Raw genomic sequence first — 12,754 nt, forward strand, 5'->3', positions numbered from 1 at the left:
CCACAGGCCTCGATACCTTTTGTGACCAGCCCTCTTTCATCCTCCAGTGCCGAAACGGCGCAGCCTGCCACCGATGCCAAGCCCTGGTTCGTGTACCTGGTGCGCGCGGCCAACGGCGCTCTGTACTGCGGCATCAGCGACGACCCCGTGAAGCGCTTCGCCAAGCACCAGAGCGGCAAGGGCGCGCGTTTCTTTCTCTCCAGCCCAGCGGTGGCGCTGGTCTATACCGAGGCCTGCCGCGACAAGGGCGAAGCCCTGCGCCAGGAGCGGCTGATCAAGAAGCTCAGGAAGAGCGCGAAGGAATGCCTGGTGGCTACGGCCAGCGCCACGGCATCAATCTGACTGATAGGTTCTCATCAGCTGGATCTGTAGGCCGTCCACGGATTGCACGCTAAGCTTCAGCGCTCTCCCTCTTGTGGCGGACCCCAGCATGTCAGAGTTGATCCTGCACCATTACCCAACTTCTCCATTCGCGGAAAAAGCCCGCTTGCTCCTGGGTTTCAAGGGCCTGTCCTGGCGCTCCGTGAAGATCTCCCCGGTCATGCCCAAGCCTGATCTCACGGCCCTGACCGGCGGCTATCGCAAGACCCCGGTGTTGCAGATCGGCGCGGATATCTATTGCGACACGGCCTTGATCGCCCGGCGCCTGGAGCAGGAAAAAGCCTCACCGGCACTGTTTCCCGAAGGCCAGGAAATGATCAGCGCGACCTTCGCCGCGTGGGTTGATTCGGTAGTGTTCCAGCATGCGGTAACCCTGGTGTTCCAGCCCGAATCGGCGGCCGTGCGCTTTGGCAAGCTGCCGCCGGAAGCGGTCAAGGCCTTCATGGCCGACCGTGCCGGACTGTTCAGTGGCGGCAGCGCCAGCCGGCTGCCTCTGGAGGTGGCCAAGCATCAGTGGCCAACCCTCATGGCGCGTCTGGAGCAGCAGTTGCAGCGCGAGCCGGGGGACTTCCTGTTTGGCGAGCCGTCGATTGCCGATATCGCCCTGGCTCACCCGCTGTGGTTCCTCAAGGGCACGCCGGTGACTGCGCCGCTGGTGGACGAGTATCCGGCGGTATCTGCATGGTTGGCGCGGGTACTGGGCTTTGGCCATGGCTCCTTCACCGAGATGAGCGCCGAAGAGGCCCTTGAGGTCTCGCGCAGCGCTACCCCGGCGGCGCTGCCGGATGAGCGGTTTGTCGATCCCAACGGCTTCAAGGCGGGCCAGCAGGTGGTGATTGCCGCCACTGACTATGGTGTCGACCCGGTGGCGGGCGAGTTGCTGTTCGCCGGTACTGAGGAGTTGATCCTGCGCCGTGAAGATCCACGCGCCGGTGTGGTCCACGTGCACTTCCCACGGCTGGGCTTTCGCATCCAGGCGCAGTGATCCACACCTGTAGGAGCTGGCTTGCCAGCGAAGGCGTCCTCAAGATCGGTGCATGATCTGCCGCCCCCTTTCGCCGGCAAGCGAAACGGCTCCTAGGGCTTCAGCGCCGCCATGATGGCGTCGGGATCATAGGTGCGGATCAGGGTGCCATTGACATCCAGGATCGGAATCCCGGCACCACCCAGGGCGGTGTAGGCCTTGCGCGCCTCGGCATCTTTCTCGATGTCGAACTCGCGGTAGGGAATGCCCTTCTGATCGAGAAAGCGCCGGGTGGCCTTGCAGTAGCCGCACCAGTCGGTGGCGTACAGCACCACCCGGGCCTGGCCGCGGATCTCTTCGCTGACCACCGCCGAAGGGTTGAACAGGCGCTCGATCTTGCCCCAGTGCTGGTAGATCACCACCACCAGCAGGATCAGCAAGAACTTCTTCAATACCCCCTGGAGCATCAGTTACGGCGCTTGAGCTGGTCGGTCAGCTGGGTTGGCAGGCCCTTGATGATCAGGGTTCCGGCTTCTTCGTCGTACTCGATCTTCGAACCCAGCAGATGGGCCTCGAAGCTGATGGACAGGCCCTCGGCGCGACCGGTGAAGCGGCGGAACTGGTTCAGGGTGCGCTTGTCCGCCGGGATCTCCGGTGACAGCCCGTAGTCCTTGTTGCGGATGTGATCGTAGAACGCCTTGGGGCGATCCTCGTCGATCAGTTCCGAGAGCTCTTCCAGGCCCATGGGTTCGCCGAGCTTGGCCTGGCTGCTGGCGTAGTCCACCAGGGTCTTGGTCTTTTCCCGGGCCGAGTCTTCCGGCAGGTCCTCGCTTTCGACGAAGTCGCTGAAGGCCTTGAGAAGGGTGCGGGTTTCACCCGGGCCGTCGACGCCTTCCTGGCAGCCGATGAAGTCGCGGAAATACTCCGAGACCTTCTTGCCGTTCTTGCCCTTGATAAAGGAGATGTACTGCTTGGACTGCTTGTTGTTCTGCCATTCGGAGATGTTGATCCGCGCCGCCAGGTGCAACTGGCCCAGGTCCAGGTGGCGCGACGGCGTCACGTCCAGCTCGTCGGTCACGGCCACGCCTTCGCTGTGGTGCAGCAGGGCGATGGCCAGGTAGTCGGTCATGCCCTGCTGGTAGTGGGCGAACAGCACGTGGCCGCCGACCGACAGGTTGGACTCTTCAATCAGCTTCTGCAGATGTTCCACCGCTACCCGGCTGAACGCGGTGAAGTCCTGGCCGCCGTCCAGGTACTCCTTCAGCCAGCCGCTGAAGGGGAACGCGCCGGACTCGGGGTGGAACAGGCCCCAGGCTTTACCCTGTTTGGCGTTATAGCTTTCATTGAGGTCGGCGAGCATGTTCTCGATGGCCGCGGACTCTGCCAGTTCGGAATCGCGGGCGTGCAGGACTGCTGGGCTGCCGTCGGGTTTTTTGTCGATCAGGTGGACGATGCAATGACGGATCGGCATGGGCTTCTCGGCTGATTGAAGGGGGAGGGCGGGCTCCCCGAAAAAGTGCCCAGTGTACCGCACCCACTGGTTTTGGCGCGGTTTGCCGGGTGATGAACGGCTCGTCGGTAAGGCTTATGCATTTTTTTACCGATTTAGCGCAATAAAGCTGACCAAATGGCTAGGTAGAGGCGGATATTTCCCCGTCTGTGTGCTAGTTTTGCCCCGTCTTACGCGATGTCTCAGCGTTAAGCGTGCATTCAGCATTTGTCGGGTCGAACCAAACCCTGATTTCGGTATCTATAACCCCGATCTGTCGTGGTTGTAACCGGGGTGCCAGATTCAAAAGATCTGGCTCGATGGCTGACACTGCACTCTGCAATCCAAATGAATTTGATAGGGAAGGAACACCACAATGGCTATTACTAAAGACCAACTGATCGCTGATATCGCTGAAGCTATCGACGCGCCGAAAACCACCGCGCGTAACGCCCTGGACCAACTGGCTCAGATCGTTGCTGATCAATTGGAAAATGGCGGCGAAATCACTCTGCCAGGTATCGGCAAACTGAAAGTGACCGAGCGTCCTGCCCGTACTGGCCGTAACCCATCGACTGGCGCTGCCATCGAAATCGCTGCCAAGAAAGTTATCAAGCTGGTTGTGGCTAAAGGCCTGACCGACGCTGTTAACAAGTAATACTTGCAGTGAAACCGTGCTCAGAAGTTTTCCGGGCACGGTTTGTGTAACACCGATTCACGCAAGGTGAATCGTCTTTGACTCCCCCGCCTCTTTAGTTCTTCCTCGTCCAGCGTTCCTGGCTCCAGGCCTGTTGCTGTGCCTTGTCCTTGAAGGTCCAGGCGACGAAGCGGCTCTGTTTCTGCCCCTGGGACATTTCCACCACCTGGCTTTCCAGGGCTCCGGCCTTTTTCAGCGCGCTTTCAATCGCCGGCAGGTTAGAGGCCTTCGACACCAGGGTGCTGAACCACAGCACCTGTTGGCCGACGCTGGCGCTTTCACTGATCAACTGGCTGACAAAGCGGATCTCGCCGCCTTCGCACCAGAGTTCCCGGGCCTGCCCGCCAAAGTTCAGCACCGGCAATTTGCGCTTGGGGTCGGCCTTGCCCAGGGCCCGCCATTTACGCTGGCTGCCGCGGGTGGCTTCGTCCAGAGAGGAGTGGAAGGGCGGGTTGCACATCGTCAGGTCGAAACGCTCGGTGCTGTCGAGCAGGCCGCCGAGGATCTGTTTGGGGTTGCCCTGCTGGCGCAGGCTGATGGCCTTGTTCAAGCCGTTGGCCTGGACGATGGCCTTGGCCGCGGCCAGGGCGGTGCTGTCGATGTCCGAGCCGAGGAACTGCCAGCGGTAGTCGCTGTAGCCGATCAGCGGGTAGATGCAGTTGGCGCCGACCCCGACATCCAGGACCCGCACCGCCGCGCCACGAGGGATTTCCCCCTGGTTGTGGCTGGCCAGCAGGTCGGCGAGGAAATGCACGTAATCGGCACGACCCGGCACGGGCGGGCAGAGGAAATCCGCCGGAATGTCCCAGTGGGCAATCCCGTAGAAGGCCTTGAGCAGGGCCCGGTTGAAGACCCGTACGGCGGCCGGGTCGGCGAAGTCGATGCTTTCCTTGCCATAGGGATTGAGGATCACGAACTGCCTCAACTCCGGTGTGCTCTTGATCAGTTGCGGGAAGTCGTAACGCCCCTGGTGACGATTGCGCGGATGCAGGCTGGCCTTTTCCCGGGGCGTGGCGGCTTTGGCGGGGGCGGCGGGCTTGGGCTTTTTGCGCGAAGGCTTGGGTGTGCTGGGGGCGGTCATGGGGGATCGATTCGGGGTGGTTCAAAGTGGCGAGCATTGTCCCATATCTTGCGGCGTTGGGGCGGGAGGCTTCGCCTCCGGCAAACCACCGCGTAAGGCTAGGAGTTGGCTTGCCAGCGAAAGCGATGTGCCGCCAATAAAAAAGGGAGGCCTTTGCGGGCCTCCCTCTTTCACACTGCGCGAATCGCCGTTACAGGCTGGAGATCCGGGCGTGCTGCTCTGCCAACTTGCCCAGAGCCTGTTCGGCTTCGGCCAGTTTGGCGCGTTCCTTCTCGATCACTTCGGCCGGGGCCTTGTCGACGAAGGACGGGTTGGACAGCTTGCCGCCCACTCGCTGCACTTCACCTTGCAGGCGCTGGATTTCCTTGTCCAGGCGCGCCAGTTCGGCGCCCTTGTCGATCAGGCCGGCCATGGGCACCAGCACTTCCATCTCGCCCACCAGCGCCGTGGCGGACAGCGGCGCTTCGTCACCGGCAGCCAGTACGGTGATGGATTCGAGCCGGGCCAGCTTCTTCAGCAAGGCTTCGTTCTCGGTCAGGCGACGCTGGTCTTCGGCGCTGACATTCTTCAGGAACAGGGCCAGGGGCTTGCCCGGGCCGATGTTCATTTCGGCGCGAATGTTGCGAGTGCCGAGCATCAGGCCCTTGAGCCATTCGATGTCGTCTTCGGCGGCCTGGTCGATGCGTGCTTCATTGGCCACCGGCCAAGGCTGCAGCATGATGGTCTTGCCTTCGGCGCCGGCCAGCGGAGCCAGGCGCTGCCAGATTTCCTCGGTGATGAACGGCATGAACGGATGGGCCAGGCGCAGGGCCACTTCCAGTACGCGGACCAGGGTGCGCCGGGTGCCGCGCTGGCGTTCAACCGGCGAGTTCTCGTCCCACAGCACCGGCTTGGACAGCTCCAGGTACCAGTCGCAGTACTGGTTCCAGATGAACTCGTACAGGGCCTGGGCGGCCAGGTCGAAACGGAACTGGTCGAGCTGGCGGGTGACTTCGGCTTCAGTGCGCTGCAGCTGCGAGATGATCCAGCGGTCCGCCAGGGACAGCTCATAGGCCTCGCCGTTCTGGCCGCAGTCCTCGCCCTTGTCCAGCACGTAGCGCGCGGCGTTCCAGATCTTGTTGCAGAAGTTGCGGTAACCCTCGACGCGGCCCATGTCGAACTTGATGTCGCGACCGGTGGTGGCCAGGGAGCAGAAGGTGAAGCGCAGGGCGTCGGTGCCGTAGCTGGCGATGCCCTCGGCGAATTCGGCGCGGGTCTGCTTCTCGATGGCTTTCTGCAGTTTGGGCTGCATCAGGCCGGTGGTGCGCTTCTGCACCAGGGTTTCCAGGTCGATGCCGTCGATGATGTCCAGCGGGTCGAGGACGTTGCCCTTGGACTTGGACATCTTCTGGCCCTGGCCGTCGCGGACCAGGCCGTGCACGTACACGGTCTTGAACGGAACCTGCGGCGTGCCGTCTTCGTTCTTCACCAGGTGCATGGTGAGCATGATCATCCGGGCGACCCAGAAGAAAATGATGTCGAAGCCGGTGACCAGCACGTCAGTGGGGTGGAAGGTCTTGAGGAACTCGGTCTGCTCCGGCCAGCCCAGGGTAGAGAAGGTCCACAGGCCCGAACTGAACCAGGTGTCGAGCACGTCGTTGTCCTGCTGCAGGGCAACGTCCGGGCCGAGGTTGTGCTTGGCCCGTACTTCGGCTTCGTCACGGCCGACATAGACCTTGCCCGACTCGTCGTACCAGGCCGGAATGCGGTGGCCCCACCACAGCTGGCGGCTGATGCACCAGTCCTGGATGTCACGCATCCAGGAGAAATACATGTTCTCGTACTGCTTGGGCACGAAGGCGATGCGGCCGTCTTCCACGGCGGCGATGGCAGGTTCTGCCAGCGGCTTGGTGGAAACATACCACTGGTCGGTGAGCCACGGCTCGATGACGGTGCCGGAACGGTCGCCCTTCGGCACTTTCAGCGCGTGGTCGTCGACGCTCACCAGCAGGCCGGCGGCGTCGAACGCGGCCACGATCTGCTTGCGCGCTTCGAAGCGGTCCAGGCCCACGTACTCGGCCGGGATCTTGCCGTCGATGCTGTCGTTCAGGCTGCCGTCCAGGTTGAACACCTGGCAGGCCGGCAGCACGGCGGCGTTCTTGTCGAAGATGTTGAGCAATGGCAGGTTGTGGCGCTTGCCGACTTCATAGTCGTTGAAGTCGTGGGCCGGGGTGATCTTCACGCAACCGGTGCCGAACTCGGGGTCGCAGTAGTCGTCGGCGATGATCGGGATGCGGCGGCCCACCAGGGGCAGCTCGACGAATTTGCCGATCAGGGCTTTGTAGCGCTCGTCTTCAGGGTTCACCGCGACGGCGGAGTCACCGAGCATGGTTTCCGGGCGGGTGGTGGCGACGATCAGGTAGTCGTTGCCTTCGGCTGTCTTGGCGCCGTCGGCCAGCGGGTACTTGAGGTTCCACAGGAAACCCTTCTCGTCGTGGTTTTCCACTTCGAGGTCGGAAATCGCCGTGTGCAGTTTGGTGTCCCAGTTGACCAGGCGCTTGCCGCGGTAGATCAGGCCGTCTTCGTGCAGGCGCACGAAGGCTTCCTTCACCGCTTCCGAGAGGCCGTCGTCCATGGTGAAGCGCTCGCGGCTCCAGTCCACGGAGGAGCCCAGGCGGCGGATCTGGCGGCTGATGTTGCCCCCGGACTGATCCTTCCATTCCCAGACTTTCTCGAGGAATTTTTCCCGGCCCAGATCATGGCGATTCTGGCCCTGGGCTTCGATCTGGCGCTCCACCAGCATCTGCGTGGCGATACCGGCGTGGTCGGTACCCGGCTGCCACAGGGTGTTGCGACCCTGCATGCGGCGGAAACGGATCAGGGCGTCCATGATCGCGTTGTTGAAACCATGGCCCATGTGCAGGCTGCCGGTGACGTTCGGCGGCGGGATCATGATGGTGTAGGAGTCGCCCGCGCCTTGCGGGGCGAAGTAGTTCTCGGACTCCCAGGTCTGGTACCAGGAAGTTTCAATGGCGTGCGGCTGGTAGGTCTTATCCATGCGCGGCGGGACCCTATTGGCATTTATTCAGGAAAAGCCGGGAAGTATAGCGGAGGGCGGCGCCAGCAAGCCACCAGCGGCAAGCGACAAGATGGCCATGCCCGGCTTTTGCGTGTGGCTTATGGTTTGCCGCTGGTGGCCGCTGCGAGCAGGCGTTCCAGGCGGGCGTCGAGGCGACGCTTGATCTCGGTTTCGATATGCGGCGCGAAGTCGTCGATCACGTCCTGCATGATCAATTGCGCGGCGGCGCGCAGCTCGCTGTCCAGGTGCAGCAAGGCATCGGCATGGGTGCCGGCGGGCGCAGGCTTGGCGACGGGTGCAGCAACAGGTGCCGGGGCAGGGGTGGGAACCGGGGGCAGTGCGGGTGCGGCCACTTGCGCCGGGGCTGGCGCGGGTTGCGGTTTGACAGGGGCTACGGGAGCAGATGGCGCGGCGGCAGGCTGTTGGCTGCCCACCATGTCGAACAGCAGGGGAATCTGTACTTCACTGCTGACGGTCTCGGTCAGCAGTGGCGGTTGCAGGTTTTCATCGCCGAGCAGTTTACGGATCGACTCGAGGTCATCCAGCAGGTGCGCGGGCTTTTGCAGCGGATTGGGAGTGTCCATCGGGTGCTCAGAGTCGCTGTAAACGGTGATCTTGCAGAGGATAGCCCTGTTCGCGATAGAAACGGAAACTCTCGCGGGCCGCCTGACGAATAGCGGGGTCTTCCACCACCACCTCGGCAATCCGGGCAAAACGCGGAGCGAAGGCCGGCACTTTCAGGTCCAGGTTCACCAGCAGGTCATTGTGGGGGCCGGGGTCCTGGCCCAGGCCGAGGACGATCAGGCTTTCGGGTTCGCTTTCTGCCGGGCCGTGGGGGACGAAGGTTTCGCCCTTGAAGCGCCACAGGCGGGCATCGAGCTCGTCCCTTTGCTCTGCATCGCTGCAATGCAGGTAGATGCGGTGGCCCATGCGCCAGGCCTTGTCGGTGAGCTTGCAGGCAAAATCCAGGCGCGCCGCAGGGTCCGCGCTGGGAAGAATATAGAAGTCGACTTTGGTCATTGGGCTTCCTGAGCCGAGGAGGGCGCCGCCTTCATGCGGCGCCCCCTGCGGTCATGGTTTTCAGGCTTTGGCGCGGTCCAGCAGGTATTGGGTCAGCAGGGGGACCGGACGGCCAGTGGCGCCCTTGTCCTTGCCACCGCTGGTCCAGGCAGTGCCGGCGATGTCCAGGTGCGCCCAGTTGAGGTTCTTGGTGAAGCGCGAGAGGAAGCAGGCGGCGGTGATGGTGCCGGCCTTCGGCCCACCGATATTGGCGATGTCGGCGAAGGGGCTGTCCAGTTGCTCCTGGTACTCGTCGAACAACGGCAGTTGCCAGGCGCGGTCGTCGGCTTGCTGGCCGGCGCTGAGCAGTTGGCCGATCAGTTCGTCGTTGTTGCCCAGCAGGCCCGAAGTATGGGCGCCCAGGGCGACCACGCAGGCACCGGTGAGGGTGGCAATGTCGATCACGGCCTGTGGCTTGAAGCGCTCGGAGTAGGTCAGGGCATCGCACAGCACCAGGCGGCCTTCGGCGTCGGTGTTGAGGATCTCCACGGTCTGCCCGCTCATGGTGGTGACGATGTCGCCAGGGCGCGCGGCGCCACCGCTGGGCATGTTCTCGGCGCAGGCCAGGATGCACACCAGGTTGATCGGCAGCTTGAGCTCCAGCACGGCGCGCAGGGTGCCGAACACACTGGCGGCGCCGCCCATGTCGTACTTCATTTCATCCATGCCGGCGCCCGGCTTGAGGCTGATGCCGCCGGTGTCGAAGGTGATGCCCTTGCCCACCAGGGCGAACGGCTTCTCGGACTTCTTGCCGCCGTTGTACTGCATGACGATCAGGCGCGGCGGCTGGTCGCTGCCCTGGCCCACGGCATAGAACGAGCCCATGCCCAGTTCCTTGATCTTCTTCTCGTCGAGGACCTCGACCTTCAGGCCCTTGAACTCCTTGCCCAGGGCCTTGGCCTGTTCGCCGAGGAAGGTCGGGTGGCAGACGTTCGGCGGCAGGTTGCCCAGGTCGCGGGTAAAGGCCATGCCATTGGCGATGGCCTGGGCATGGGTCACGCCGCGCTGGACTTCGGCTTCGGCGGCCTTGATGGTCAGCAGGGTGATTTTCTTCAGGGCGCGAGGTTCGGCCTTCTGGCTCTTGTAGCGGTCGAAGACATAACCACCGTCCACCAGGGTTTCGGCCAGCAGGCGGGTCTTGCCGTAGCTGTCACGGCCCTTGACCACCACTTCATCCAGCGCTAGCACGGCGTCGCTGCCGCCCAGGCCCTTGAGGGTGGCGAGCACGCCGCTGATGATCTTGCGGAACGGGCGGTCGCCCAGTTCGCCGTCCTTGCCGGTGCCTACCAGCAGCAGCCGCTCGGCCTTGAGCTTGGCCACGCCGTGCAGCAACAGGCTCTGGCCGACCTTGCCGGCCAGGTCGCCGCGCTTGAGTACGGCGCTGATGGCGCCGCCGCTGAGTTCGTCCAGTTGCTTGGCAACGCTGCCGAGTTTGCGGCCTTCACCGACGGCGACCACCAGGGTGGCGGTCTTCAACGTTTCCGGGCTAACGCTTTTTACAACCAGTTCCATGTCTGGGTCCCTGAATAAATGGTCAAAGAGCGCAGGAAGCTGCCCTGCGCCGAGCTTATCTATATAGAAGAAGACGCCGCATGCTGCCGACGACAAAGCCGCCAGTTTGAACCTCGCCGGTCGCGGCTGACAACCCTCGCATGGGCCAGTTTCGGTGCATGAGAGCGCTGGGTGAGCATCCTCCGTGACAGGCGCGCGCAATCACAGGATAATGCGCCATCTTTTTTCGGCGGCCCTGCGTCTGGGGCCGGCTCGATACGTTTGCTTGTTCGGCCGCCTTAGCCTGACAACCCTGGAGTGTCTGGTTTGATCGTCTTTCGTTATCTGTCCCGCGAAATCCTGTTGACCCTCAGTGCCGTGAGTGCGGTATTGCTGGTCATTATCATGAGCGGGCGCTTCGTCAAGTTCCTCGCGCAAGCCGCCTCGGGAGCCCTGGATCCGGGCTCGCTGTTCCTGATCATGGGTTATCGCCTGCCGGGCTTCTTGCAACTGATCCTGCCCCTGGGGCTGTTCCTCGGCATTCTCCTGGCCTATGGCCGGCTTTATCTCGAAAGCGAGATGACGGTGCTGTCGGCTACCGGCATGAGCCAGCAACGCCTGTTGGGCATGACCCTGATTCCGGCGGCCCTGGTGGCCCTGGTGGTGGCCTGGCTGAGCCTGAGCCTGGCGCCCCAGGGCGCCAACCAGTTCCAGCTGCTGCTGAACAAGCAGGATGCCCTGACCGAGTTCGACACGCTGGTGGCCGGGCGCTTCCAGGCGCTCAACGACGGTACCCGGGTCACCTACACCGAGCAGTTGTCCGAAGATCGGGCCAACCTGGGCGGGGTGTTCATTTCCGAGAAGCGCCTGGGCCAGCAGAAAAAGGACGAGGGCATTTCGGTGCTGGTGGCCGAGAAGGGCCATCAGGACATTCGCCCCGACGGCAATCGCTACCTGATCCTGGAAAACGGCTATCGCTATGACGGCAACCCGGGCGAGGCCAACTACCGGGTGATCAAGTACGACACCTACGGTGTTTTGCTGGAGCGTCCGGATGTCAGCGACGAAGTGACCGACCGCGACGCCATGCCGACCTCCGAGCTGATCGGCAAGGATGACCTGCGGGCCCGTGCCGAGCTGCAGTGGCGCCTGTCCCTGCCGTTGCTGGTGTTCATCGTGACGCTGATGGCGGTGCCACTGTCCCGGGTCAATCCGCGTCAGGGCCGCTTCCTCAAGCTGATCCCGGCCATCCTGCTGTACATGGCCTACCTGACCATCCTGATCGCCGTGCGCGGTGCCATGGAGAAGGGCAAGATGTCCCCGACCCTGGGGCTGTGGTGGGTGCACCTACTGTTTCTGTTGATCGGCCTCGGCCTGATGTATTGGGAGCCGATGCGCTTGAAAATGGCGAGTCGTCGCAGCGTGAAGGAGATGGCTCGTGGTTAAGCTCGATCGCTACATCGGTAGCAGTGTGTTCATGGCTATCCTGGCGGTCCTGGGGATCATTCTCGGGCTGGCCTCGCTGTTTGCCTTTATCGATGAGATGGGCAGCGTCAGCGATACCTACACCGTGATGGATGTCATGAGCTACGTCGTCCTCACCGCGCCGCGCCGGGTCTATGAAATGCTGCCCATGGCCGCCCTGATCGGCTGCCTGATCGGCCTGGGCACCCTGGCCAGCAACAGTGAGCTGACCATCATGCGCGCCGCTGGTGTGTCGGTGGGGCGCATCGTCTGGGCGGTGATGAAGCCCATGCTGGTGCTGATGCTGGTGGGTGTGCTGGTGGGCGAGTACGTGGCCCCGGCTACCGAGACTCAGGCCCAGGCCAGTCGTGCCCTGGCCCAGGGTTCCGGCGATGCCCAGAGTTCCAAGCACGGTCTGTGGCATCGCCAGGGTGATGAATTCATTCATATCAACGCAGTTCAGCCCAATGGCCTGCTGTATGGCGTGACCCGCTACCACTTCGATGGCCAGCGCCACATGCTGTCGTCGAGCTTTGCCCGCCAGGCCCGTTTCCACGAGGACTACTGGCAGTTGACGGACGTCACTACCACCTACTTCCGCGACGGTCATACCGAAGTCATCAGCGTGCCCGACGAACGTTGGGACGTGGCTCTGAGCCCGCAACTGCTGAGTACCGTGGTGATGGCGCCGGAATCGCTGTCCATCAGCGGCTTGTGGGGGTACATCCACTACCTGGCCGACCAGGGCTTGAACAACGGTCGCTACTGGCTGGCATTCTGGGTCAAGGTCCTGCAGCCGCTGGTGACGGCAGCGCTGGTATTGATGGCCATTTCCTTCATTTTCGGTCCGCTGCGTTCGGTCACCCTGGGGCAGCGGGTATTCACCGGCGTACTGGTGGGGTTCACCTTCCGAATCGCCCAGGACCTGCTGGGCCCTTCGAGCCTGGTATTTGGCTTTTCGCCGCTGTTCGCGGTGCTGGTGCCTGCGGGTATCTGTGCGGTGGCGGGTGTCTGGCTGTTGCGCCGGGCCGGCTGATTCTGCGGCTTTGCCAGGGTTTTGAGGTAACGCC

12 protein-coding genes are annotated in these 12,754 nt (G+C 62.9%); 5 read left to right on the top strand and 7 right to left on the bottom strand.

What is annotated here, in order from left to right; translation table 11 throughout:
* Window positions 1-21 precede the first annotated feature (21 nt).
* Complete coding sequence (locus KCG88_RS13715) at window positions 22-342, top strand: GIY-YIG nuclease family protein (protein WP_210712549.1); 321 nt, start codon at window positions 22-24, stop codon at window positions 340-342.
* A gap of 88 nt (window positions 343-430) precedes the next feature.
* Complete coding sequence (locus tag KCG88_RS13720) at window positions 431-1,366, top strand: glutathione S-transferase family protein (RefSeq protein WP_047284029.1); 936 nt, start codon at window positions 431-433, stop codon at window positions 1,364-1,366.
* Window positions 1,367-1,458: 92 nt separating this feature from the next.
* On the opposite strand, the gene KCG88_RS13725 is transcribed toward KCG88_RS13720, so the two are convergent.
* Both KCG88_RS13725 and yejK read right to left on the bottom strand, forming a co-directional pair.
* Window positions 1,459-1,812, bottom strand: coding sequence for a glutaredoxin family protein (locus KCG88_RS13725; protein WP_210712550.1), 354 nt, complete (start codon window positions 1,810-1,812; stop codon window positions 1,459-1,461).
* Window positions 1,812-2,816, bottom strand: a complete 1,005-nt coding sequence (gene yejK / locus KCG88_RS13730; protein WP_210712551.1) for a nucleoid-associated protein YejK — start codon at window positions 2,814-2,816, stop codon at window positions 1,812-1,814. The genes KCG88_RS13725 and yejK overlap by 1 nt, the downstream gene beginning before the upstream one ends.
* A 394-nt stretch (window positions 2,817-3,210) precedes the next feature.
* Here yejK and KCG88_RS13735 point away from each other — a divergent pair, with 394 nt between their 5' ends.
* Entirely contained in the window at window positions 3,211-3,492 is a 282-nt protein-coding gene (locus KCG88_RS13735; protein ID WP_003440137.1) for an HU family DNA-binding protein, read from the top strand.
* Window positions 3,493-3,586: 94 nt separating this feature from the next.
* On the opposite strand, the gene rlmF is transcribed toward KCG88_RS13735, so the two are convergent.
* The 5 genes from rlmF to KCG88_RS13760 all read right to left on the bottom strand — a co-directional run bounded on the left by rlmF (window position 3,587) and on the right by KCG88_RS13760 (window position 10,241).
* A complete protein-coding gene (gene rlmF, locus KCG88_RS13740) occupies window positions 3,587-4,612 on the bottom strand; it encodes a 23S rRNA (adenine(1618)-N(6))-methyltransferase RlmF (RefSeq protein WP_210712552.1) in 1,026 nt (341 codons plus the stop codon).
* 190 nt (window positions 4,613-4,802) lie between these two features.
* Window positions 4,803-7,649 (bottom strand): valine--tRNA ligase, encoded by a 2,847-nt coding sequence (locus KCG88_RS13745; RefSeq protein WP_210712553.1) that lies wholly within the window; start codon window positions 7,647-7,649, stop codon window positions 4,803-4,805.
* Window positions 7,650-7,768: 119 nt separating this feature from the next.
* Window positions 7,769-8,254 (bottom strand): hypothetical protein, encoded by a 486-nt coding sequence (locus tag KCG88_RS13750; RefSeq protein ID WP_047335769.1) that lies wholly within the window; start codon window positions 8,252-8,254, stop codon window positions 7,769-7,771.
* Window positions 8,255-8,261: 7 nt separating this feature from the next.
* Complete coding sequence (locus tag KCG88_RS13755; RefSeq protein WP_015634262.1) at window positions 8,262-8,690, bottom strand: DNA polymerase III subunit chi; 429 nt, start codon at window positions 8,688-8,690, stop codon at window positions 8,262-8,264.
* 60 nt (window positions 8,691-8,750) lie between these two features.
* A complete protein-coding gene (locus KCG88_RS13760; protein ID WP_047284035.1) occupies window positions 8,751-10,241 on the bottom strand; it encodes a leucyl aminopeptidase in 1,491 nt (496 codons plus the stop codon).
* Between the two features lie 306 nt (window positions 10,242-10,547).
* Here KCG88_RS13760 and lptF point away from each other — a divergent pair, with 306 nt between their 5' ends.
* Window positions 10,548-11,666 (top strand): LPS export ABC transporter permease LptF, encoded by a 1,119-nt coding sequence (gene lptF / locus KCG88_RS13765; protein WP_047284036.1) that lies wholly within the window; start codon window positions 10,548-10,550, stop codon window positions 11,664-11,666.
* Window positions 11,659-12,720: an LPS export ABC transporter permease LptG gene (gene lptG, locus KCG88_RS13770; protein ID WP_047284037.1), complete on the top strand. Its 1,062-nt coding sequence runs from the start codon at window positions 11,659-11,661 to the stop codon at window positions 12,718-12,720. Before lptF ends, lptG begins: the two co-directional genes overlap by 8 nt.
* Window positions 12,721-12,754 lie beyond the last annotated feature (34 nt).

The organism is Pseudomonas sp. MWU349, from assembly GCF_017947325.1.
In the GTDB taxonomy this organism is placed as follows: Bacteria; Pseudomonadota; Gammaproteobacteria; order Pseudomonadales; family Pseudomonadaceae; genus Aquipseudomonas; species Aquipseudomonas protegens.

Bases quoted from the DNA above. Each gene is read 5' to 3' on its own strand.
- KCG88_RS13745 (WP_210712553.1), bottom strand. From the start codon at position 7,649: ATGGATAAGACCTACCAGCCGCACGCCATTGAAACTTCCTGGTACCAG.
- KCG88_RS13750 (WP_047335769.1), bottom strand. From the start codon at position 8,254: ATGGACACTCCCAATCCGCTGCAAAAGCCCGCGCACCTGCTGGATGAC.
- rlmF (WP_210712552.1), bottom strand. From the start codon at position 4,612: ATGACCGCCCCCAGCACACCCAAGCCTTCGCGCAAAAAGCCCAAGCCC.
- KCG88_RS13720 (WP_047284029.1), top strand. From the start codon at position 431: ATGTCAGAGTTGATCCTGCACCATTACCCAACTTCTCCATTCGCGGAA.
- KCG88_RS13760 (WP_047284035.1), bottom strand. From the start codon at position 10,241: ATGGAACTGGTTGTAAAAAGCGTTAGCCCGGAAACGTTGAAGACCGCC.
- KCG88_RS13755 (WP_015634262.1), bottom strand. From the start codon at position 8,690: ATGACCAAAGTCGACTTCTATATTCTTCCCAGCGCGGACCCTGCGGCG.
- KCG88_RS13735 (WP_003440137.1), top strand. From the start codon at position 3,211: ATGGCTATTACTAAAGACCAACTGATCGCTGATATCGCTGAAGCTATC.
- yejK (WP_210712551.1), bottom strand. From the start codon at position 2,816: ATGCCGATCCGTCATTGCATCGTCCACCTGATCGACAAAAAACCCGAC.
- KCG88_RS13725 (WP_210712550.1), bottom strand. From the start codon at position 1,812: ATGCTCCAGGGGGTATTGAAGAAGTTCTTGCTGATCCTGCTGGTGGTG.